Below are 20,834 nucleotides of genomic sequence, written 5' to 3'. Positions count from 1 at the left end.
CCGCGAATGGCTCAGGTCACTCTCAGCAACGTCAAGAAGGTCTATGCCGGCGGCGTGGAGGCCGTGAAGGGCGTCTCCTTCGACATCCCCGATGGCGGCTTCTGCGTGCTCGTCGGCCCCTCCGGCTGCGGCAAGTCCACGCTCCTGCGCATGGTCGCCGGGCTGGAGACGATCTCGTCGGGCGAGGTCGCGATCGGCGAGCGCGTCGTCAACCAGATCGAGCCGGCCGACCGCGACATCGCCATGGTGTTCCAGAACTATGCGCTCTACCCGCATATGAACATCTACGACAACATGGCCTACGGCCTGCGCAACCGCGGCACGCCGAAGGACGAGATCGACAAGCGCGTGCGGGAAGCCGCGCGCATCCTCGCGATCGAGCCCTTCCTCGAGCGCCGGCCGCGCCAGCTCTCCGGCGGCCAGCGCCAGCGCGTCGCCATGGGCCGCGCCATCGTGCGCAAGCCGCAGGTCTTCCTCTTCGACGAACCGCTTTCCAACCTCGACGCCAAGTTGCGCGTGCAGATGCGCGTCGAGATCAAGAAGCTGCAGCGCGCGCTCGGCGTGACCTCGATCTACGTCACCCACGACCAGGTCGAGGCGATGACGCTCTCCGACAAGCTCGTGGTGATGAATGCCGGCCGGGTCGAGCAGATCGGCGTGCCGGCGGATGTCTATCGCAAGCCGGCGAGCAAGTTCGTCGCCACCTTCATCGGCTCGCCGCCGATGAACATCCTGCCGGGCCTCGTCGACGGCCACGGCATCGTCGCGCTGGGCGACACGGTGTTGCAGGTGCATGATTTGCGCGACGACCTGCCGCCGCAGATGCCTGTCGAGGTCGGCCTGCGGCCGGAGGATATCGAGATCGTCTCCGACGATGATGCCGGTTCGCTGCCCTTCGACGTCGAGTTCATCGAGGAGCTCGGTGCGACCCAGCTCTTCCACGGCAAGCTCGCAGGCCAGCCCTTCGTGATGCAGGCGGCGACGGGCGACGTCCCGGCGCAGGAAGGCCGACTCTGGATCACGGTCGATCCCGGCAAGGTCCATGTCTTCGATCCGAAGACGGGCGTGCGGCTGGGGAAGGACTGAGCACGGCACAGCCGTCATGCTCAGGCTTGACCCGAGCATCTCATGACGCGGAGCTTCCGGAGTCTCGTCCTGCCAGAGCTTCTCGGGTCTGCGCTGCGCTCCGCCCGAGAATGATGCCCTGTTTTAGGCCGCCAGATCGGCCACCAGCGCATCGAGCAGCAATGCACCGTCCGGCGTTGCCGCAAGCCGGCCGCCTTGCCGGTGCATCAGCAGCTTCTCGTCGATCAGGCTGGCGATGCGCTTGGCGTTGAGTTCGCGCCCTGACAGCGCCTTGAACACTGTGGGATCGATCCCCTCGACGAGGCGAAGTCCCATCAGCAGGTATTCGTCACCCTGCGCCTCTTCGCTCAAGCGCTCGTCCTCGACCAGCGCATGGCCTTCGGCCTCGACCCGTTCAAGCCAGATTTCCGGCCGCTTCTCGGTCGAATGCGCCATGCGGCCTTCCGCCGTCACCAGCCTGCCATGGGCGCCGGGGCCGATGCCGGCGTATTCGCCATAGTGCCAGTAGACAAGGTTGTGCCGGCACTCGGCGCCCGGCCGCGCATGGTTCGAGATTTCATAGACCGGCAGTCCGTGCCTGGCCGTGATCTCCTGCGTCGTCTCGTAGAGCGCCGCGCCGGCATCGTGGTCGGGAATGGCGAGCTTGCCGGCCCGGAACAATCGTTCGAACGCCGTGCCGGGCTCGATGGTGAGCTGGTAGAGCGAGAGATGCTCGGCCGCATGGCTGATCGCCAGCTCCAGCTCGGCGCGCCAAAGGGCCGGAGTCTGCAAGGGCGAGCGGGCATAGATCAGGTCGAAGGAATAGCGCTCGAAATATTGGCGCGCGATCGCCACCGCCGCCAGCGCTTCCTCAGCCGAATGCATCCGGCCGAGCGCTTTGAGATCGGCATCGTTCAACGCCTGCACGCCGAGCGAGACGCGGTTGACGCCGGCCGCCCGGAAATCGCGGAAGCGCCCGGCCTCGACGCTGGTCGGATTGGCTTCGAGGGACACTTCGCAGTTGGAATCGACCGCCCAATGCTCGCCGATGGCGTCGAGGATCGCGCCGACGGTGCGCCCCTCCATCAGCGAGGGCGTGCCGCCGCCGAAGAAGATCGAGGACACCGTGCGGCCCGGCACCAGCGCGGCCCGATGCGCGATCTCGCGACGGAAGGCGGCGATGTAGCGGGCTTGGTCGGGTGGCTGCAGCCGGACATGGCTGTTGAAGTCGCAATAGGGGCACTTCGCCAGGCAGAAGGGCCAGTGCACATAGACGGCGAAGCCCGCATCCGCAGTCGGATGCAGGAGCGGTGGCCGCTGGGAAAGGGCGGCCCCGGCGCTCACGCCGGCTTCCTCAGGCAGGCGGCGGCGAGCGCATGGAAGGCGCGCGCGCGGTGCGACAGGCCGGGCGAACCGTCGGCCGGGATGCCGTGCTTCTCCTCAGCCGTCATCTCGCCGAAGGTCTTGTCATGGCCATCCGGCAGGAAGATCGGATCGTAGCCGAAGCCGCCCGCGCCCCGGATCCGCTCGGTGATCGTGCCGTAGACGCGGCCCTCGAACAATTCCTGGTGCCCGTCCGGCCAGGCGATGACCAGCGCCGAGACGAAATGCGCCTTGCGCTGCTCGGGCGCATGGGCGCCGCGCTTGGCGAGTTCCATCTGGACGCGGGCGATCGCCGGGGCGAAATCCTTGCCCGGCCCGGCCCAGTTGGCCGAGAACAGCCCGGGCGCGCCGTCGAGCGCGTCGATGCAGACGCCGGAATCGTCGGAGAGCGCGGGCAATCCACTCGCCTTGGTCGCGGCGACCGCCTTGATCGCCGCATTCTCCGAGAACATGTAGCCATCCTCGACCGGCTCGGGCAGGCCGAGCTCCCCGGCCGAGACCAGTTCGATGCCGTAAGGCGCCAGCAAGTCGCGCATTTCGCGCAGCTTGCCCTGGTTATGGGTCGCGATCACGACCTTGCCGGTGAGGAGGCGGTGGGTGGTCATCGTCAGGCCACCGCGGCCTTCTGCAGCGCGACGAGCTTGGAAACGCCGCCCTTGGCGAGCTTGAGCAGCGAAAGCAGCTCCTCTTCCGAGAATGGCGCCCCCTCGGCCGTGCCCTGCACCTCGACGAGGCCGCCGGAGCCGGTGATGACGAAATTCGCGTCGGTCTGCGCGCCGGAATCCTCGACATAGTCGAGATCGATCACGGGCTGCCCGGCGACGATACCGCAGGAGACGGCGGCGACATGGTCCTTCAGCGGATTGGTGCCCTTGAGCAGGTTGCGGCCTTCCATCCACTTCAGCGCATCGTGCAGCGCGACCCAGGCGCCGGTGATCGAGGCCGTGCGGGTGCCGCCATCGGCCTGGATTACGTCGCAATCGACGACGATCTGGCGCTCGCCGATCGCGGTCAGGTCGACCACGGCGCGGAGCGAACGGCCGACGAGGCGCTGGATTTCCTGGGTACGGCCGGAGGGCTTGCCGGAGGTGACCTCGCGGCGCGTGCGCTCATGCGTGGCGCGCGGCAGCATCGAATATTCGGCGGTGACCCAGCCCTTGCCGGTGCCGCGCAGCCAGGGCGGACCCTTTTCCTCGACGGTCGCGGCGCAAAGCACCTTGGTCTCGCCGAACGTCACCATGCAGGAACCCTCGGCATAGCGCACCACGCCGCGTTCGAGCGTGACCTTGCGCATCTCGTCGGCGGCGCGTTTGGAGGGTCGCATGAAATGATCCTGTCTTGCGGGGAGAGGCGGCTTGTAGGCTCTCCCACGTCACCGGGCAAGGCAGGGCGAGCCATATAGCCCTCTTGATCCGCGCGCCCGCCATGCCGACAATAGGGCACGTGCGCGATTTCGCAGCCGAGGTTCATGAGCGCTCATACAACCCGCCCGGAGACGACGAGCAGCCTGGTCGAGATCGACCAGCGCTCGCGCGAGATCTTTCGCCAGATCGTCGACGGCTACCTGACGACCGGCGAGCCGCTCGGCTCCCGCAACATCGCCCGCCTGCTGCCGATGGCGCTCTCGCCCGCGACGGTGCGCAACGTCATGACCGATCTCGAGCTTGCCGGGCTGATCTATGCGCCGCACACCTCGGCGGGGCGCCTGCCCACCGAACGGGGGCTGCGCTTCTTCGTCGATGCGATGATGGAGGTCGGCAACCTCACATCCGACGAGCGCAAGCGGATCGAGGCCCAGATCCGGGCGGCGGCGAGCCATCACAGCCTCGACCAGACACTGACGGAGGCGTCCGCGCTGCTGTCAGGCCTCTCGCGCGGCGCCGGCGTCGTCGTCACCACCAAGGCCGATCCGCGGCTGAAGCACATCGAATTCGTCCGGCTCGATCCTGCCCGTGCCCTGGTGGTGCTGGTTTCGGAAGACGGCGCGGTCGAAAACCGCCTGCTCGCCTTGCCGCCGGGCCTGCCCGCCTCGGCCCTGACGGAAGCCGCGAACTTCCTCAACGCCCGCATCCTCGGCAAGACGCTCGGCGAAGTGCGTGGCGAGATCGGGGCGCAGCGCGCGCTGATGGAGCGTGAGCTCGACGCGCTCACCGCCCGCCTCGTCGAAAGCGGCATCGCCACCTCCTCGGGCCCGAGCGGCGATCGCCACCTGATCGTGCGCGGCCAGGCCAATCTGCTCGACGATCTCAGGGCGCAGGAGGATCTGGAGCGCATCCGCATGCTCTTCGGCGATCTCGAGACCCAGACCGACGTGATCGATCTGCTCTCTCGCGCCGAGGAAGGCGACGGCGTCCGCATCTTCATCGGCTCGGAGAACAAGCTGTTCTCGATGTCCGGTTCCTCGATGGTGGCGGCGCCCTTCCGCGATGCCGAGCAGCGCATCGTCGGCGTCGTCGGCATCATCGGCCCGACGCGGCTGAATTATGCCCGCATCGTCCCGATGGTCGACTATACCGCCAAGGTCGTCGGCCGCCTGCTGGACGGCAGCCGGTGACGCGCTGGCTGCGGGCTTTAGCCCTTGGAGCTTGCCTGATGACGACCGCTGCCGCTCATGCCGCCTCCGATCTGCTCGCCGCTGCCGAATCCGGAAGAACGGCCGAGGTGAAGGCCCTGATCGCGAAGGGAGCCGATCTCGAAATGCGCGACTCGCAAGGCCGCACGGCGCTCCTCCTCGCTGTCGCCGGCAACCATGTCGAAATGGCCAGGGCCCTGCTCGCCGCCGGTGCGAGCCCCAACACGCAGGCCGCCAACCGCGACACGCCCTGGCTGCTCGCCGGTGCCTCCGGCCGCACGGACATCATCGCGGCGATGTTGCCGCTGAAGCCCGATCTGCGCTTGCGCAACCGCTATGGCGGCAATGCGCTGATCCCGGCCTGCGAGCGCGCCCATGTCGAGACGGTGAAGCTGCTCCTAACCAGCGGCATCGACGTCAATCACGTCAACGATCTCGGCTGGACCTGCCTTTTGGAAATCGTGATCCTCGGCGATGGCGGCCCGCGCCATCAGGAGGTGGCGAGGCTCGTCCTCGCCGCAGGCGCCGATCCGAACCTCGCCGATCGCGACGGCCTGACGCCGCTTGCCCATGCTCGCGCGAGGGGACAGGCAGCCGTGGCTGAATTGATCGAGCAGGCGGGCGGCCGGGCGAAGCGCTGAGTTGGCTTTGAGGGCGGAAGCGGCTATCGAGCGCGGAAAGCAACCGTTTCCGCATTGCAGGTTCCGCCATGTCCGACCAGCTTCCCGACCGTCTCTCCGTCAATCCGGACAGCCCCTTCTATGATGCCGACGTGCTGGCACGCGACATCGGCATTCGCTTCAAGGGCGTCGAGAAGACCAATGTCGAGGAGTATTGCGTCTCGGAAGGCTGGGTGAAGGTCGCGGCCGGCGCCGCCAAGGATCGCTTCGGCCGGCCGATGACGATCACCCTCAAGGGCCCGGTCGAGCCTTATGTGCGCGGCGAGGCCAAGGAAGGCTGAGGCAGCCCGAGCGACCGCCTTTCATTCTCGGGCGCGCGCAGCGGCGACCCGAGAAACTCTCCCAGAGGACGCCGGAGCCTCTTCCGGCGTGAGATGCTCGGGTCGAGCCCGAGCATGACGCCTGTCCTCAGACGAGATCCTTGTAGAAAAACGTCGAGCCGCATTCGGCCCCGTCCGGCATCAGCGCGAAGCGCGGGATGGTGCCGAGCTCCGTCCAGCCCAGCCGGTTGTAGAGCCTTCGCGCGGCACCGTTCTCATCCGTGTCGAGCACCAGCAGGTCGCGTCCCCTTTCTCGGGCGATGGCCTCGGCCCGGCTCATCAGCGCCTCGCCGATCCCCTGCCGGCGCGCGCGGGAATGCACCAGCACCTTGGCGATCTCGGCGCGATGCGGCTGGTTCGGCTTGCCGATCAGATGAAGCTGAGCCGTCCCGACGATGCCGTCCGCATTGCGGGCGACGAACAGCACGATCTGTCCTCCCGCGACGCCAGCCGCGACATCGCGCCAGAAGCGCTCGTAATCGGCGGCCGTATTCCACGCCATGAAGCCGACCGAGGCGCCGTTGGCGACGCAGTCGCGCAGAATCTCGGCCAGCGCCGGCAAGGCGGCCCCAGCAGCCGGAGCGTCGAGGATGTCGATGGCGATGTCGGTGGTCGTGGGGAGAGCGTTCATGCGGCATGTCCCGGAAAAGTACCGCTGCCCGCGGTGAGGATGACGGCGTAGCGCACGGGGTCGGCGCCCGGATTGCGGTAGGTGATCGGGCCGCGCAGATGCATCTGCAGGCAATCGCCTTCGGCGAGAGTGTGACTTGTGCCTTCGACCGTCAGGTCGAGCCGGCCGCGCAGCACCCAGATCTGCTGGTCCAGCGTCGGCGCGCCGGCAGCGCTGTCGAGCCGGACCTCAGCACCCCCCGGCAATTCCACCTCGACGATCTCGAAGCTGGAGCCGGTTCCGCGCGGCGAGACGTTGCGGCGCAGATAGCCGCTTGCCGGATCGCGCCAGACCGGTTGCGACGCGCGGCGCGACAGCGGCCCGGTGCCGGCCTCCTCCTCCAGCAGGGCGGAGAGCGACAGCCCGAGCCCGGAGCCGAGCCGGACCAGCACCGTCGCGGTCGGACTCGATTCGCCGCGCTCGATCCGCGAAATCATGGCGCGGCTGACGCCGGTGCGCTGGGCAAGCTCGTCCAGCGTCAGGCCGTGGCGCTGCCGGGCGGCCTTGAGCCGTTCACCCAGCCGGCGGTCGATATCGGTGTCGCTCTCGAATTCCATGAATGTGAGAATAATTCTTATATATTGGAATTGGCAAGATGCTTTCGTAAGCCTCCAAAACCTCCGCCGTCATCCCGGGCGACCGAAGGGAGACCCGGGGTCCATGCCGGGGCGTTTCCGATGACGGTTCAGGGATGGATCCCGGATCGGCGCCGCTTTGCGGCTTGTCCGGGATGACCGGTGTGGTTCTCGCGCCAGCACATGGCTTTGATGCCGCCTGAATCGCGCAACCGCTTGGCGCAACGCGGCTTCACTGCTATGGCGCGCGCATGAGCACCCGTACCATCGACAACATCCGCAACTTCTCGATCGTGGCCCATATCGACCACGGCAAGTCGACGCTGGCTGACCGGCTGATCCAGCAGACCGGCACGGTCGCCGCACGCGACATGAGCGAGCAGATCCTCGACTCGATGGATATCGAGAAGGAGCGCGGCATCACCATCAAGGCGCAGACGGTGCGGCTCGACTATCAGGCGAAGGATGGCAAGACCTACATCCTGAACCTGATGGATACCCCCGGCCATGTCGATTTCGCCTATGAGGTCTCGCGCTCGCTGGCGGCCTGCGAGGGCTCGCTGCTGGTGGTCGACGCCTCGCAGGGCGTCGAGGCGCAGACGCTCGCCAATGTCTATCAGGCGCTCGACGCCAACCACGAGATCGTCACCGTCCTCAACAAGATCGACCTGCCCGCCGCCGAGCCGGAGCGGATCAAGCAGCAGATCGAGGACGTGATCGGGCTCGATGCTTCGGAAGCCGTGCCGATCTCGGCCAAGACCGGGCTCAACATCGAGGGCGTGCTGGAAGCCATTGTCCAGAAGCTGCCCGCCCCGAAGGGCGACCCCGACGCGCCGCTGAAATGCCTGCTGGTCGATTCGTGGTATGACGCCTATCTCGGCGTCGTCGTTCTCGTGCGCGTCATCGACGGCGTGCTCAAGAAGAACATGACCATCCGCATGATGCGGGCCAAGGCGTCCTACGGCGTCGACCGCGTCGGCGTGTTCAAGCCGAAGATGCTGGAGGTCAAGGAACTCGGCCCTGGCGAGGTTGGCTTCTTCACCGCCTCGATCAAGGAAGTCGCGGACACCGCCGTCGGCGACACCATCACCGACGACAAGCGGCCGATCGCCGAGCCGCTGCCGGGCTTCAAGCCGGTGCAGCCGGTAGTGTTCTGCGGCATCTTCCCGGTCGATGCCGCCGATTTCGAGGTGCTGCGCGCCGCCATGAGCCGGTTGCGCCTGAACGACGCCTCGTTCTCCTACGAGATGGAAACCTCCGCCGCGCTCGGCTTCGGCTTCCGCTGCGGCTTCCTCGGGCTGCTGCATCTGGAGATCATCCAGGAGCGGCTCGAACGCGAGTTCAACCTCAACCTGATCTCGACGGCGCCATCGGTCGTCTATCGCCTGAAGCTGCGCGACGGCACGTCGATCGAGCTCCACAACCCGGCCGACATGCCGGACGTGATGAAGATCGAATTCATCGAGGAGCCCTGGATCAAGGCGACGATCTTCACGCCCGACGAATATCTCGGCTCGGTGCTGAAGCTCTGTCAGGATCGCCGCGGCATCCAGACCGACCTCTCCTATGTCGGCTCGCGCGCCAAGGTGGTCTACGACCTGCCGCTGAACGAGGTCGTCTTCGACTTCTACGACCGCTTGAAGTCGATCTCGAAGGGCTATGCCTCCTTCGACTACGCCATCACCGACTATCGCGAGGGCGACCTCGTGCGCATGTCGATCCTGGTCAATGCCGAGCCTGTCGATGCGCTCTCGATGCTGGTCCATCGCTCGCGCGCCGATGCGCGCGGCCGCGCCATGTGCGAGAAGCTCAAGGAGCTGATCCCGCCGCATATGTTCCAGATTCCGGTGCAGGCGGCGATCGGCGGCAAGATCATTGCCCGCGAGACCATCCGCGCGCTGCGCAAGGACGTCACCGCCAAATGCTATGGCGGCGACGCCACCCGCAAGCGCAAGCTTCTGGAGAAGCAGAAGGAGGGCAAGAAGAAGATGCGGCAGTTCGGCAAGGTCGAAATCCCGCAGGAAGCCTTCATCGCCGCCCTCAAGATGGACGATTGAGCGCGTAGCGCTCGCCGTTCCCAGCAAAAACTCGACCGTCATCCCGGACGCAGCGAAGCGGAGATCCGGGATCGATGTCGGAGCGCTTCCGTTCGGCGCTTTGGCATGGATCCCGGGTCAAGCCCGGGATGACGCGGCGGTTCCGAGGCCAATCGGAAGTCAGGCGTTTCCTTCCCGGCGATAGGCCGCGCGATAGCGCGCATAAAGCCGCTGATAAGCCTCGCGCCACTCGGCGCGCGGCGTGACCACCCTCTCCAGCGCCGGCGGCTTGCATAGCGCCTCCGGCGCCTCGCCGGTGACGGCAAGCCGCGCCAATCGCGCCGCCCCGAAGGCACCGCCTCTTTCGCCGCCGGCGCGGTATTCCAGCGGCCGGTCGAGGATCGCAGCCAGAATCTCGCCCCAGAGCGCCGAGCGCGCCCCGCCGCCGATCACGCTCAGCGTCTCGATGCGCGGCCCCACTGCCTCGAGGGCGGCGAGCCCGTCGGCGAAGCTGAAGCCGACGCCCTCCAGCACGGCCCGGCCGAGATCGCTGCGCCGCGTGCCATGGGTCAGCCCGGCGAAGAGCCCGGTCGCCTGCGGGTCGTTGTGCGGCGTCCGCTCGCCGGAGAGATAGGGCAGGAAGACGACCTCGCCCGGCCGGTCGGTCTCGTTGGCAATCTCATCCAGCAGCGCCGCTTCCGTCGTGCCGGTCACGCCGCTGACCCAGCTCAGGCTCGAAGCGGCGCTCAGCATCACCGCCATCTGGTGCCAGAGGCCAGGCAGGGCATGGCAGAAGCTGTGCACCGCCTGTGTGGGATTGGCCGAGTAGGCGGCGCTGGTCGTGAAGATCACGCCGGACGTGCCGAGCGAGAGGAAGCCTTGCCCCGGCGTGATCGCGCCGATGCCGACAGCGCCGGCCGCATTGTCGCCCGCCCCGCCCGCGACAACGACGCCCTTAGGCAGCCCCCATTCTGTTGCGAGCGTATCGCGCAGTACGCCGCCGGGCTCGCTGCCCTCGACGAGGCGCGGCATCGCCGTCTTGGAGAGCCCGGTCGCGTCGAGCATCGCTTGCGACCAGCGCCGTGCCGCCACGTCGAGCCAGAGCGTGCCGGCGCTGTCCGACATGTCGGAGATCGGCTCGCCGGTCAGGCGCAGCCGCAGATAATCCTTCGGCAGCAGCACCTTGGCGATGCCGGCGAAAATCTCGGGCTCGTGCCGCTGCACCCAGACCAGCTTCGGCGCGGTGAAGCCGGGCATGGCGAGGTTGCCGGTGATCGCGCGTGAGCGCGGTTCGCGCTCCTCCAGCAACCGGCACTCGGCGCCGCTGCGCCCGTCATTCCAGAGAATGGCCGGGCGCAGGACCCGGTCCTGCGCATCGAGCAGCACCGCGCCATGCATCTGGCCGCTGAGGCCGAGACCGCGCGCTCCCGCCATCTCCGCCGGCCGTTCAGCCTTGAGCCGCCTGAGCACTCGGTCTAGCGCCTGCCACCAATCCTCGGGGCTCTGTTCGGACCAGAGCGGCTGCGGCCGCGAGACAGTGAGCGGCTCGCTCGCCTCCGCGACGACGCGCTCGTCCGTGTCGACCAGGACGGCCTTGAGCGAGGAGGTGCCGAGATCGATGCCCAGGAACATCGCCGCGCCTCAGATGAAGCGCTGCACGAGGTTCTCCAGCATCTCCTGCCGCCCCGACACGGGATGCGGCTCCGGTCCGGCAGCCGCCTTCTCGGCGATCTCCGCGAGCGAGAGCCGCCCGGCGAGGATGTCCTGTCCGAAGCCGCCGTCCCAGCCGGCATAGCGGCGCGAGACGAAATCGGCGAGGCTGCTATCCGCGATCAGCTTCTCGGCGTTGAGCAGCGCTCGCGCCAGCAGATCGAACCCGCCGACATGGGCATGCAGCAGGTCGATGGCATCGATCGACTGGCGCCGCACCTTGGCGTCGAAATTGAAGCCGCCGGTCTTCAAGCCCCCCGCCTGCAGGATGCGGTAGAGCACCAGCGTCATCTCGTTGAGATCGTTCGGGAACTGGTCGGTGTCCCAGCCGTTCTGCGGGTCGCCGCGATTGATGTCGAGACTGCCGAGCAGGTCATGCGCCAGCGCATAGGCGATCTCATGCTCGAAGCTGTGGCCGGCGAGCGTCGCGTGGTTGGCCTCGATGTTGAGCTTCACCTCGCCGACGAGATCGTAGCGCGAGAGGAAGCCGTGCACCGTCGCGGCGTCGAAATCATATTGGTGCTTGGTCGGCTCGCAGGGCTTGGGCTCGATCAGGATCGTGCCGGTGAAGCCGATCCTGTGCTTGTGCTCGACGACCAGCGCGAGGAAGCGGCCGAGCTGGTCGAGTTCGCGCTTCAGATCGGTGTTGAGCAGCGTCTCATAACCCTCGCGTCCGCCCCAGAGCACGTAGTTCGTGCCGCCGAGCCGCTTCGTCACATCGAGCACGGCGCGCACCTGCGCGGCGGCATGTGCGAAGATATGCGGGTCGGGATTGGTCGCGGCGCCCGCGGCATAGCGCGGATGCGAGAACAGATTGGCCGTGCCCCAGAGCAGTTTCACCCCCGTCCGCTCCATATGCCCGGCAAAGCGGTCGGCGATGGCATCGAGATTGGACCAGCCTTCGCGGATGCTGCGCCCCAGCGGCACGGCGTCGACATCGTGGAAGGCGAAATAGGGTGCGCCAAGCTTGGCGAAGAAGTCGAAGGCGGCATCGGCCTTCGCCTCCGCCATGGCGAGGGCATCGGGCCCGCCGAGCCAAGGCCGTTCGAAGGTGCCGCTGCCGAAGACGTCGCTGCCGGGCCAGCAGAAGCTGTGCCAGTAGGCCACGCAAGGGCGCAGGATCTCCGCCATCGGCTGACCCAGCACGAGGCGATCGGGCTCGTAGTAGCGATAGGCCAGTGGGTTGCGGCTCTCCGGTCCCTCGAAACGGATCGCGGGCAGATCGGCGAAATAGCTCATGGCGTTCCCTCGGCTTGGAAGCTCGGGCCTTCACCTGCGAGGCCTGGAGAAATGCCTCGATATTTCAGGTGTGACCCATCATTTTGAGTTGCGCACATCTAATCCCGTCTTTATCGCTTTGGGAAGGGGAGGGTGGCGCATGGCGCGGACCACGCTGCAGGATGTCGCGAGCGAGGCAGGGGTCAGCCTCGCCACGGTCGACCGCGTGATGAACGGCCGCTCCGGCGTCCATGCCCGCACCGTCGAGCGCGTCCAGGCGGCGGTGAAGGCGCTCGATTTTCATCCGGATCGCCACGCCTCGCGGCTGGCGCGCGGCCGCGACTACGATTTCCGGATCATCCTGCCCACCGGCGAAAACGACTTCATGAAGATGTTGGAGGGCGAGTTGCGCGAGACTGGCGCGCGGCTGCGGCATGAGCGGATCAAGCTCTCCGTGCAGCAGGTCGACGTCTTCGACGGCCCCCTGCTGGCCGCCGCCATCGAGGAATTGCCCGCGACGATCGACGGTCTTGCCGTGGTGGCGCTCGATCATCCCGCCGTCGTCGAGGCGATCAACAATCTGGTCGCGGCCGGTGTCACGGTGCTGACGCTGGTTTCCGATCTGCCGTCGAGCCGGCGCAGCCATTTCGTCGGCATCGACAATGTCGCGGCCGGGCGCACCGCCGCCAATCTGATCGGCCGTTTCGTGCATGGGTCGGGCAAGGTCGGGCTGATCGCCGGCTCGCTGGCGCTCCGCGACCATATCGAGCGGCAATATGGCTTCGAGCAGGTCATCGCCCGCGAATATCCGAATCTGCAGGTGCTGCCGCTGCGCGAAGGGCGAGACGACAATAGTCGCGTCGAAAGCGCCGCCCGCGCCCTACTGGCCGACCATCCCGATCTCGTCGCGATCTACAGCGCCGGCGGCGGCCAGTCCGGCGTCGTCGCCGCGCTCGAAGCCTCGGGCCGGGCGCGGGAGGTCGTCTTCATCGCCCATGAATTGACGCCGCTCGCACGGCGCCATCTGGTGCGCGGCACCATCGACGCCATCATCAATCAGGATGCCGGCCACATGGCCCGCAGCGTCGCGCGCGTGCTGCAATCGGCCCGCGAAGGCGCGCCGATCGTGCCGGGGCAGGAGCGAATCCGCATTGACGTGTTTTTGCGAGACAACTTGCCTTGAGCATGGCAATCTGAGGTACGCACCGCAAAGCCGGCGATAAGACCGAGAGGCGGGCAGACGATGGACGGCTGAGCGGAACGGCAGTTTCCGAAAGGCCGACGGGAGGAGACGAGGGATGAAAACGATCAAGGGACCGGCGATTTTTCTCGCCCAGTTCGCGGGCGACGCCGCTCCGTTCGACTCGTTCGAGGCGATCTGCGCCTGGGCCGGATCGCTCGGCTATGAGGGCGTGCAGATCCCGAGCTGGGACGGGCGCCTCTTCGATCTGAAGAAGGCTTCGGACTCCAAGGATTATTGCGACGAGATCGCCGGCATCGCCCGCTCCCACGGCTTGGCCATCACCGAGCTTTCGACCCATCTGCAGGGCCAGCTCGTCGCCGCCCATCCGGTCTATGACGAAATGCTCGACGGTTTTGCGGCCCCGGAGGTGCGCGGCAATCCCAAGGTGCGGCAGGCCTGGGCGGTCGACCAGTTGAAGCGCGCCGCCCGCGCCTCGCGCCATCTCGGCCTCGACGCCCATGCGACCTTCTCCGGCGCGCTCGCCTGGCCCTTCCTCTACCCTTTCCCGCAGCGCCCGGCCGGGCTGATCGAGACGGCCTTCGCCGAACTCGGCAAGCGCTGGCGGCCGATCCTCGATGTCTTCGACGAGAACGGCGTCGATGCCTGCTTCGAACTGCATCCGGGCGAGGACCTGTTCGACGGCACGACCTTCGAGATGTTCCTCGACCATGTCGGGCAGCATCCCCGCGCCAACATCCTCTACGACCCCAGCCATTTCGTGCTGCAGCAGCTCGACTATCTCGCCTTCATCGATATCTACCGCGAGCGCATCAAGGCCTTCCACGTGAAGGATGCCGAGTTCAACCCGACCGGCCGCCAGGGCGTCTATTCCGGCTATGCCAACTGGGTCGACCGGGCGGGGCGCTTCCGCTCGCTCGGCGACGGGCAGGTCGATTTCGGGTCGATCTTCTCGAAGATGGCGGCGAACGACTTCGCCGGCTGGGCCGTGCTCGAATGGGAATGCGCGCTGAAGCACCCGGAGGACGGCGCGCGCGAGGGTTCGGAGTTCATCCGCAGCCACATCATCCGCGTCACCGAGCGCGCCTTCGACGATTTCGCCGGTGCCGGCACCGACGAGGCCGCTAATCGCCGCCTGCTGGGCATCGGCTGAGGAGGCGCGCATGGTCATCGAAGCAGGCAGGCAGACGGGCCACGGCCACCGCATCCGCCTCGGCATGGTCGGCGGCGGGCAGGGCGCTTTCATCGGCGGGGTGCATCGCATCGCCGCAAGGCTCGACGACCGCTATGAGCTGGTTGCCGGGGCGCTCTCCTCGGAGCCGGAGCTGGCGAAGGCCTCGGCGCGCGAGCTCGGCCTCGCGGAAGAGCGCGCCTATGGTTCCTATGAGGAGATGGCCACGGCCGAGGCGGCGCGGCCGGACGGCATCGAGGCCGTCTCGATCGTCACGCCCAATCACATGCACGCGCCGGTTGCGCGTGCCTTCCTGAAGGCCGGCATCCATGTCATCTGCGACAAGCCGCTGACGACGACGCTGGCGGAGGCGCGCGATCTCGCCGCCCTTGTGCGCGAGAGCGGCAGGCTCTTCATTGTCACGCATAACTACACCGGCTATCCGCTGGTGCGGCAGGCGCGCGCGCTGGTCGCGAGTGGCGCGCTCGGCACGCTCCGTCTGGTCCAGGTCGAATACGCCCAGGACTGGCTGACCGAGAAGACCGAGGCGACCGGCCAGAAGCAGGCCGCCTGGCGCACCGATCCGAAACAGGCCGGCGCTGGTGGCGCGCTCGGCGATATCGGCACCCACGCCTATAATCTCGCGAGCTTCGTCACCGGCCTGAAGCTCAAGGAGCTCTGCGCGGAGCTGACGAGCTTCGTCGAGGGGCGCGCGCTCGATGACGATGTCCAGATCCTCTTGCGCTTCGAGGGCGGCGCCAAGGGCGCGCTCTGGGCGAGCCAGGTCGCGCCCGGCAACGAGAACGGGCTGAAGCTGCGCGTCTATGGCAGCAAGGGCGGCCTCGAATGGGCGCAGGAGAACCCGAACCAGCTCTGGTTCACGCCCTTCGGCGAGCCCAAGCGCCTGCTGACGCGCGGCGGCGCCGGCGCCCTCTCCGAAGCCGCGCGGGTGACGCGTATCCCGAGCGGCCACCCCGAGGGTTATCTCGAAGGCTTCGCGACGATCTACAGCGAAGCGGCCAACGCGATCATCGCCGCGCGTGGCGGCGCCAAGCCCGATCCGGCCGTGACCTATCCGACGGTCGAGGACGGGCTTGCCGGCATGGCCTTCATCGAGGCGGCGGTCGCCTCCTCCAGGGCGGGCGGGCGATGGACGAGCCTCTGATCCATCACGGTGGCGCACCGCCGGGCGCCAGCCCGCCCGTGCTGGCGGCGCGGGGCGTCGCCAAGGCCTTCGGCCCGGTCGAGGTGCTGACCGATGTCGGGCTCGCGCTGGCGGCCGGCGAGGTCCATGCCGTCATCGGCGAAAACGGAGCCGGCAAATCGACGCTGATGAAGCTGATTTCCGGCCATCTCGCGCCGACGCGCGGGGCGATTGAGATCGACGGCGAGGCCGTGCATTTCGCCGGCCCCGTCGATGCCGAGAGCCGCGGCATCGTGCTGGTGCATCAGGAAATCCTGCTCGCGCCGCATCTCACCGTGGCGCAGAACATCTTTCTCGGCCGCGAATTGAAGCGCGGCCTGATGGTCGACGACCGCGCCATGAATGCGCAGGCCGCCGCGGCGCTGCGCCAGCTCGGCGTCGACATCGACCCGAGGGCGCTGGTGTCCCGCCTCTCCATCGCCCGGCGCCAGCTCGTTCAGATCGCCCGCGCCTTGGCTGTGCCGCACCGCGTCGTCATCTTCGACGAGCCGACGGCGTCGCTGACCCCCATCGAGACCGAGGCGCTGCTCAAGGTCATCCGCGCTCTGAAGGCGCGCGGCGTCGCCATCCTCTACATCTCCCATCGCCTGCCCGAGGTCGCCGCCATCGCCGACCGCATCACCGTGCTGCGCGATGGCCGGCTGATCGCGACGCGCGACGCGGACACCCTCTCGCCCGTCGAGATGGCCCGGTTGATGGTCGGGCGCGACATGGCGCAGCTCTATCCCCAGCGCAGCGAGGCGCCGCCCGGCGCTATCGCCCTGGAGGTTCGCGATCTCTCCGTGCCGGGCTTCGCGGCCGATATCTCCTTCACCTTGCGCAAGGGCGAGATCCTCGGCTTCGCCGGGTTGATCGGCGCCGGCCGCACCGAGCTGATCGAGGGCGTCACCGGCTTGCGTCCCGCTCACGGCGCGGTCTCGGTTGAAGGCAGGCCGATCCGCCTGGGATCGGTGCGCGAGAGCATGCAGGCCGGAATCGTCTATCTGAGCGAGGACCGGAAGGGAAAGGGCCTGCTGCTCGGCCAGAACCTGCGGGTCAACCTGACGCTCGCGGCGCTGCGCCGCTTCCTGCGCCATGGCTTCATCGACCGGCAGGCCGAAGAGCGCGAGCTCGACGCCGCCATCGGTGCCTTCGATATCCGGGCGAGGCGCAAGGAGATGCTCGCCGGCCAGCTTTCGGGCGGCAACCAGCAGAAGCTGCTGCTCGCCAAGATGATGCTGCTCGCGCCCGAGATCGTCATCATCGACGAGCCGACGCGCGGCATCGACATCGGCACCAAGCAGCAGATCTATCGCTTCATCGCGAAGCTGGCGGCGGAGGGGAAGGCGGTCATCGTCATCTCCTCGGAGATGCAGGAACTGATCGGCATCTGCCATCGCATCCTGGTGATGCGCGCCGGCCGCCTCGTCGGCGAGGTCGCGGGCGAGGCGATGACCGAGGACGAAATCGTCGTCCATGCCACCGGCGTCAGCGCCATGGCGGGTGACGCATCCATGAGGGCAGCCCAGCCATGACCGACGAAGCCCGGCCACTCGACCTCGACAAGGATGGCGGCCGCAGCGGCCTGGCCCGCTTCTTCGGCGAGATCGACATGGCGGCGGTCGCGCCCTTCATCGCGCTCGCGGCGCTGTTCCTGCTCGGCGCGCTGCTCAACCCGAATTTCCTCACGACAAACAACCTGATGAACGTGCTGACGCGCTCCTCCTTCATCGCGATCATCGCGGTGGGCGCGACCTTCGTGATCTCGGCCGGCGGGCTCGATCTCTCCGTCGGCTCGTCGGCGGCGCTGGTCGCCGGCATCATGATCCTGTTCCTGAACGGCGGCGGGCTCGATGGTGGCACGCTGCTGATCGGCGCGGCGATGGGCGTCGCGATCCTCGTCGGCGGCCTGGCGGGCCTCGCCAACGGCGCGGTGACGGTGCTCGGGCGGATAGAACCCTTCATCGTCACGCTCGGTACCATGGCGATCTTCCGCTCGGTCACGACCTGGCTCGCCGATGGCGGCTCGATCGCGGTCAAATCCCCGGACGTCCGCGGGCTGCTGCGGCCGATCTATACCGGTACCGTCTTCGGCCTGCCGGTGCCGGTCCTGATCATGGCGGTGGTCGGGCTCGTCGGCGCCTTCATCCTCTACCGCACGGCCTTCGGCCGCCATGTCATCGCGGTCGGCTCGAACGAGGATGTCGCGCGCTATTCCGGCGTCCATGTCGGGCGGGTGCGGGCGCTGACCTATGTCATCCAGGGCGTCTGCGTCGCCATCGCGGTGATCGTCTATGTGCCCCGGCTGGGCGCGGCGACCGCGACGACCGGCCTGCTCTGGGAATTGCAGGCGATCACGGCTGTCGTCATCGGCGGCACGGCGCTGCGCGGTGGCGTCGGCCGGATCTGGGGCACGATCTGCGGCGCTTTCATGCTCGAGGTCGTCGGCAACATCATGGTGCTGTCGAGCCTGGTCAGCGAATACCTGATCGGCGCCGTCCAGGGCGTGATCATCGTCATCGCCATGCTCGTCCAGAAATCGCTGATGCGGAGGAGCTGACGCCCGCATTCCGACACGGCCGGCGGCACAGGGCTCCCGCCGGTTCCGATCCAAAGGCCCGAACCCGATAACCACAAGAAGCAAGGGAGTGAGACAATGCGCAGGATCATGATGGGCCTCGCGGCCGCCGCCCTCACGGCGACGCTTGCCCAGGCACAGCAGAAGAACGTCACCATCGCGGTGTCGATTCCGGCCGCCGACCATGGCTGGACCGGCGGCGTGGTCTATCACGCCGAGCGCGCCGCCAAGATCCTCCAGGCCAATCATCCCGGCCTCAAGATCATCGTGAAAACCTCGCCGAACGGCGCCTCCCAGGCCAATGCGCTGGAAGACCTGACGACGCAGAAGATCGACGCGCTCGTCACCCTGCCGCACAATTCCGACGAGCTCACCGACCCGATCCGGGCGGTGAAGAAGAAGGGTGTCTTCGTCACGGTGGTCGACCGGGCGCTGACGGATCCGACGATCCAGGACCTCTATGTCGCCGGCAACAATCCCGAGCTCGGCCGCGTCGCCGGCCTCTATCTCAAGGAGAAGCTCGGCAAGGGCGACATCGTCGTCATTCGCGGCCTGCCGATCGTCATCGACGAGGAGCGCCAGAAGGGCTTCGACGCGGCCATCGCCGGCAGCGGCATCAAGGTGCTGGAGAAGCAGTTCGGCAACTGGTCGCGCGACGACGCCTTCAAGGTGATGCAGGACTATCTGACCAAATATCCGAAGATCGACGCCGTCTGGTGCCAGGACGACGACATGGCGGTCGGCGTGCTCGAGGCGATCTCCCAGGCCAAGCGCACCGACGTCAAGATGGTCATCGGCGGCGCCGGCATGAAGGAGATGATCAAGCGCGTCGCCGACGGCGACAAGATGATCCCCGTCAACGTGCTCTACCCGCCGGCGATGATCGCGACGGCACTCGAGCTCACCGTCGCGAATTTCTACGACAAGGTGCCGGTGCGCGGCCGCTACATTCTGGACGCGACGCTCGTCACCAAGGAGAATGCGAGCGAGTTCTATTTCCCCGATTCGCCGTTCTGAGCGCAGATCGGAGCGGCGGATGACCGGGAGGGGTCCTCCCGGGCAAGCTGCGATGCGGCATGAGGGCTCCAGAGCAGAGGCGCTCCGGAGCCCTTTTGCTTTTGAGATTGCATCGATTTCACACGGGAACCGAACTGTCATCCCGGGATTGATCCGGGATCCATACCGGAACGCCACCGATCCAGGCTGGATGTCAGATCGCCTCGGCACCGAGCTTCGCCAGCCAATGGCCGAACCGTTCCTTGAGAAGGCGGTCGCGCACATAGGCGAGACTCTCCTCGTCGAGCCGCTCCAGCTCCTCCAGCCGGAAGGCCTCCGGCCCATGCGCGTCCCAGGCGGCCTGCAGCCCGCGATGGGTATGGCTGCGGTGGCGCAAGGTGAAGCGCAGCCGGTTCTCGATGCTGCCGAGATCGGTCGCGCGGCCGACCCAGCGCTGGCCGCTCGGCTCGCAGCGCAGCAGATAGATGCCCGCCGCCGTCTTGCGTTCCTTGTAGGCGGCAACGGCCGCCTTCTTCTCTTCACTGCGCATGGCCGGCCTCGTCGAGGGATCGGGATGCATAATATAACCCGGATGTTAATAGGGCAAGAAATTTATCCGGGTATATTATCGGCAACGCCGCCGCTTGATCCTCGGCTCTGCTCGTCCGAAGGTTGACCGATGAGCGAGAGCGAACCTGTCCTTCTCTTCGGCGACCTGTCCGGCAAGACCGCGCTCGTGACCGGAGCTTCCGGCGGTCTCGGCCTTCATTTTGCGCGGCTGCTCGCGCGCTATGGTGTCGCCGTGACGCTGGCGGCTCGGCGCAAGGCTGCCCTCGACTGTGCCTGCGCGGAGATCGCTGATGCCGGCGGGGAGGCGCAGGGCCTCGCGCTCGACGTTGCCGATGCGCGCTCCGTCCGGACAGCGCTGGAAGGCCATTCCTTCGACATCCTGATCAACAATGCCGGAATCAGCGGCGCCGCGCCGGCCGCCGAACTGGGCGAGGAGGAATGGGACCGCGTCCTCGACACCAATCTCAAGGGCGTCTTCGTGGTGGCGCAGGCGGTCGCGCGCGGCATGCGCGCCTCCGGCCGGGGCGGGGCGATCGTGAACATCGCCTCGATCCTCGGCCATCGCGTCGCCGGTGGCGTCAGCGCCTATGCCGCCTCCAAGGCGGGCGTGATCCAGCTCACCAGGGCGCTGGCGCTGGAATGGGCCCGTGACGGCATCCGGGTCAATGCGCTCTGCCCCGGCTATATCGAGACCGACATCAATCGCGATTTCTTCGCCAGCGAGCCCGGCCAGAACCTGATCCGCCGCATCCCGCAGCGGCGATTGGGCCGGCCCGAGGAGCTCGACGGGGCGCTGCTCCTGCTCGCCTCGCAAGCCGGCAGCTACATCACCGGCTCGACCGTGGAGGTCGATGGCGGCCACCTCGTCTCGTCGCTCTGATGGCTGTCCTAGTACTTGATCACGCC

At 67.3% G+C, this 20,834-nt stretch carries 20 protein-coding genes; 12 read left to right on the top strand and 8 right to left on the bottom strand.

Annotated features, from left to right (window positions below; translation table 11 throughout):
• The first annotated feature begins 6 nt into the window (after positions 1–6).
• Positions 7–1,086 (top strand): sn-glycerol-3-phosphate import ATP-binding protein UgpC, encoded by a 1,080-nt coding sequence (locus GY40_RS17045; RefSeq protein WP_038364675.1) that lies wholly within the window; start codon positions 7–9, stop codon positions 1,084–1,086.
• A 123-nt stretch (positions 1,087–1,209) separates the two neighbouring features.
• Here the strand turns inward: GY40_RS17045 and hemW are convergent, their stop codons facing one another.
• From hemW to rph, 3 genes are read right to left on the bottom strand one after another with little or no spacing between them, the layout of a single operon-like run.
• Entirely contained in the window at positions 1,210–2,409 is a 1,200-nt protein-coding gene (gene hemW, locus GY40_RS17040; protein WP_197062768.1) for a radical SAM family heme chaperone HemW, read from the bottom strand.
• Complete coding sequence (gene rdgB / locus GY40_RS17035; protein WP_038364674.1) at positions 2,406–3,053, bottom strand: RdgB/HAM1 family non-canonical purine NTP pyrophosphatase; 648 nt, start codon at positions 3,051–3,053, stop codon at positions 2,406–2,408. The genes hemW and rdgB overlap by 4 nt, the downstream gene beginning before the upstream one ends.
• A gap of 2 nt (positions 3,054–3,055) precedes the next feature.
• On the bottom strand, positions 3,056–3,772 hold the full coding sequence (gene rph, locus GY40_RS17030; RefSeq protein WP_038364673.1) for a ribonuclease PH: 717 nt from the start codon (positions 3,770–3,772) through the stop codon (positions 3,056–3,058).
• 144 nt (positions 3,773–3,916) lie between these two features.
• Between rph and hrcA the strand changes: the two genes are divergently transcribed.
• The 3 genes from hrcA (at position 3,917) to GY40_RS17015 (ending at position 5,981) form a co-directional block, all read left to right on the top strand.
• Complete coding sequence (gene hrcA / locus GY40_RS17025; RefSeq protein WP_051988210.1) at positions 3,917–5,002, top strand: heat-inducible transcriptional repressor HrcA; 1,086 nt, start codon at positions 3,917–3,919, stop codon at positions 5,000–5,002.
• Between the two features lie 38 nt (positions 5,003–5,040).
• Entirely contained in the window at positions 5,041–5,661 is a 621-nt protein-coding gene (locus GY40_RS17020; protein ID WP_038364670.1) for an ankyrin repeat domain-containing protein, read from the top strand.
• Positions 5,662–5,729: 68 nt separating this feature from the next.
• Positions 5,730–5,981, top strand: a complete 252-nt coding sequence (locus GY40_RS17015) for a DUF3297 family protein (protein ID WP_038364668.1) — start codon at positions 5,730–5,732, stop codon at positions 5,979–5,981.
• A gap of 127 nt (positions 5,982–6,108) precedes the next feature.
• Here GY40_RS17015 and GY40_RS17010 read toward each other — a convergent pair whose 3' ends face one another.
• Positions 6,109–6,651, bottom strand: coding sequence for a GNAT family N-acetyltransferase (locus tag GY40_RS17010; protein WP_051988209.1), 543 nt, complete (start codon positions 6,649–6,651; stop codon positions 6,109–6,111).
• Positions 6,648–7,247 carry a helix-turn-helix domain-containing protein gene (locus GY40_RS17005; RefSeq protein WP_038364665.1) on the bottom strand — a complete coding sequence of 200 codons (600 nt, stop codon included), beginning with the start codon at positions 7,245–7,247 and terminating at the stop codon, positions 6,648–6,650. The genes GY40_RS17010 and GY40_RS17005 overlap by 4 nt, the downstream gene beginning before the upstream one ends.
• Positions 7,248–7,516: 269 nt before the next feature.
• Here GY40_RS17005 and lepA point away from each other — a divergent pair, with 269 nt between their 5' ends.
• Positions 7,517–9,322 (top strand): translation elongation factor 4, encoded by a 1,806-nt coding sequence (gene lepA, locus GY40_RS17000; RefSeq protein ID WP_038364663.1) that lies wholly within the window; start codon positions 7,517–7,519, stop codon positions 9,320–9,322.
• A 159-nt stretch (positions 9,323–9,481) separates the two neighbouring features.
• Here the strand turns inward: lepA and xylB are convergent, their stop codons facing one another.
• Both xylB and xylA read right to left on the bottom strand, forming a co-directional pair.
• Positions 9,482–10,933, bottom strand: a complete 1,452-nt coding sequence (xylB, locus tag GY40_RS16995; protein WP_038364661.1) for a xylulokinase — start codon at positions 10,931–10,933, stop codon at positions 9,482–9,484.
• 9 nt (positions 10,934–10,942) lie between these two features.
• Complete coding sequence (gene xylA / locus GY40_RS16990) at positions 10,943–12,250, bottom strand: xylose isomerase (protein WP_038364659.1); 1,308 nt, start codon at positions 12,248–12,250, stop codon at positions 10,943–10,945.
• A 139-nt stretch (positions 12,251–12,389) separates the two neighbouring features.
• On the opposite strand from xylA, the gene GY40_RS16985 reads away from it, so the two are divergent.
• The 6 genes from GY40_RS16985 (at position 12,390) to GY40_RS16960 (ending at position 19,379) form a co-directional block, all read left to right on the top strand.
• Entirely contained in the window at positions 12,390–13,412 is a 1,023-nt protein-coding gene (locus GY40_RS16985; RefSeq protein WP_038364657.1) for a LacI family DNA-binding transcriptional regulator, read from the top strand.
• A 115-nt stretch (positions 13,413–13,527) separates the two neighbouring features.
• Positions 13,528–14,583, top strand: a complete 1,056-nt coding sequence (locus GY40_RS16980) for a sugar phosphate isomerase/epimerase family protein (protein WP_038364655.1) — start codon at positions 13,528–13,530, stop codon at positions 14,581–14,583.
• 10 nt (positions 14,584–14,593) lie between these two features.
• A complete protein-coding gene (locus GY40_RS16975) occupies positions 14,594–15,766 on the top strand; it encodes a Gfo/Idh/MocA family protein (protein ID WP_038364654.1) in 1,173 nt (390 codons plus the stop codon).
• On the top strand, positions 15,751–17,319 hold the full coding sequence (locus tag GY40_RS16970; protein WP_051988208.1) for a sugar ABC transporter ATP-binding protein: 1,569 nt from the start codon (positions 15,751–15,753) through the stop codon (positions 17,317–17,319). The genes GY40_RS16975 and GY40_RS16970 overlap by 16 nt, the downstream gene beginning before the upstream one ends.
• A gap of 77 nt (positions 17,320–17,396) precedes the next feature.
• Complete coding sequence (locus GY40_RS16965; protein WP_248311212.1) at positions 17,397–18,344, top strand: ABC transporter permease; 948 nt, start codon at positions 17,397–17,399, stop codon at positions 18,342–18,344.
• Positions 18,345–18,440: 96 nt separating this feature from the next.
• Positions 18,441–19,379, top strand: coding sequence for an ABC transporter substrate-binding protein (locus tag GY40_RS16960; RefSeq protein ID WP_038364652.1), 939 nt, complete (start codon positions 18,441–18,443; stop codon positions 19,377–19,379).
• A gap of 193 nt (positions 19,380–19,572) precedes the next feature.
• Here the strand turns inward: GY40_RS16960 and GY40_RS16955 are convergent, their stop codons facing one another.
• Positions 19,573–19,908, bottom strand: a complete 336-nt coding sequence (locus GY40_RS16955) for a GIY-YIG nuclease family protein (protein ID WP_038365164.1) — start codon at positions 19,906–19,908, stop codon at positions 19,573–19,575.
• Positions 19,909–20,037: 129 nt separating this feature from the next.
• Between GY40_RS16955 and GY40_RS16950 the strand changes: the two genes are divergently transcribed.
• Positions 20,038–20,808, top strand: coding sequence for an SDR family NAD(P)-dependent oxidoreductase (locus GY40_RS16950; protein ID WP_038364650.1), 771 nt, complete (start codon positions 20,038–20,040; stop codon positions 20,806–20,808).
• The last annotated feature ends 26 nt before the right edge of the window (positions 20,809–20,834 follow it).

It is taken from the genome of Allobosea sp. UNC402CLCol, from assembly GCF_000745475.1.
In the GTDB taxonomy this organism is placed as follows: domain Bacteria; phylum Pseudomonadota; class Alphaproteobacteria; order Rhizobiales; family Beijerinckiaceae; genus Allobosea; species Allobosea spartocytisi.
The sequence above is the reverse complement of the archived record's forward strand: the minus strand, read 5'-3'. Positions and strand labels throughout refer to the sequence as shown.

What these genes read in the sequence shown, in the direction of transcription:
- GY40_RS17045 (WP_038364675.1), top strand. Translation starts at nt 7, where the DNA reads ATGGCTCAGGTCACTCTCAGCAACGTCAAGAAGGTCTATGCCGGCGGC.
- rdgB (WP_038364674.1), bottom strand. Translation starts at nt 3,053, where the DNA reads ATGACCACCCACCGCCTCCTCACCGGCAAGGTCGTGATCGCGACCCAT.
- rph (WP_038364673.1), bottom strand. Translation starts at nt 3,772, where the DNA reads ATGCGACCCTCCAAACGCGCCGCCGACGAGATGCGCAAGGTCACGCTC.
- hrcA (WP_051988210.1), top strand. Translation starts at nt 3,917, where the DNA reads ATGAGCGCTCATACAACCCGCCCGGAGACGACGAGCAGCCTGGTCGAG.
- GY40_RS17020 (WP_038364670.1), top strand. Translation starts at nt 5,041, where the DNA reads ATGACGACCGCTGCCGCTCATGCCGCCTCCGATCTGCTCGCCGCTGCC.
- GY40_RS17015 (WP_038364668.1), top strand. Translation starts at nt 5,730, where the DNA reads ATGTCCGACCAGCTTCCCGACCGTCTCTCCGTCAATCCGGACAGCCCC.
- GY40_RS17010 (WP_051988209.1), bottom strand. Translation starts at nt 6,651, where the DNA reads ATGAACGCTCTCCCCACGACCACCGACATCGCCATCGACATCCTCGAC.
- GY40_RS17005 (WP_038364665.1), bottom strand. Translation starts at nt 7,247, where the DNA reads ATGGAATTCGAGAGCGACACCGATATCGACCGCCGGCTGGGTGAACGG.
- lepA (WP_038364663.1), top strand. Translation starts at nt 7,517, where the DNA reads ATGAGCACCCGTACCATCGACAACATCCGCAACTTCTCGATCGTGGCC.
- xylB (WP_038364661.1), bottom strand. Translation starts at nt 10,933, where the DNA reads ATGTTCCTGGGCATCGATCTCGGCACCTCCTCGCTCAAGGCCGTCCTG.
- xylA (WP_038364659.1), bottom strand. Translation starts at nt 12,250, where the DNA reads ATGAGCTATTTCGCCGATCTGCCCGCGATCCGTTTCGAGGGACCGGAG.
- GY40_RS16985 (WP_038364657.1), top strand. Translation starts at nt 12,390, where the DNA reads ATGGCGCGGACCACGCTGCAGGATGTCGCGAGCGAGGCAGGGGTCAGC.
- GY40_RS16980 (WP_038364655.1), top strand. Translation starts at nt 13,528, where the DNA reads ATGAAAACGATCAAGGGACCGGCGATTTTTCTCGCCCAGTTCGCGGGC.
- GY40_RS16975 (WP_038364654.1), top strand. Translation starts at nt 14,594, where the DNA reads ATGGTCATCGAAGCAGGCAGGCAGACGGGCCACGGCCACCGCATCCGC.
- GY40_RS16970 (WP_051988208.1), top strand. Translation starts at nt 15,751, where the DNA reads ATGGACGAGCCTCTGATCCATCACGGTGGCGCACCGCCGGGCGCCAGC.
- GY40_RS16965 (WP_248311212.1), top strand. Translation starts at nt 17,397, where the DNA reads ATGGCGGCGGTCGCGCCCTTCATCGCGCTCGCGGCGCTGTTCCTGCTC.
- GY40_RS16960 (WP_038364652.1), top strand. Translation starts at nt 18,441, where the DNA reads ATGCGCAGGATCATGATGGGCCTCGCGGCCGCCGCCCTCACGGCGACG.
- GY40_RS16955 (WP_038365164.1), bottom strand. Translation starts at nt 19,908, where the DNA reads ATGCGCAGTGAAGAGAAGAAGGCGGCCGTTGCCGCCTACAAGGAACGC.
- GY40_RS16950 (WP_038364650.1), top strand. Translation starts at nt 20,038, where the DNA reads ATGAGCGAGAGCGAACCTGTCCTTCTCTTCGGCGACCTGTCCGGCAAG.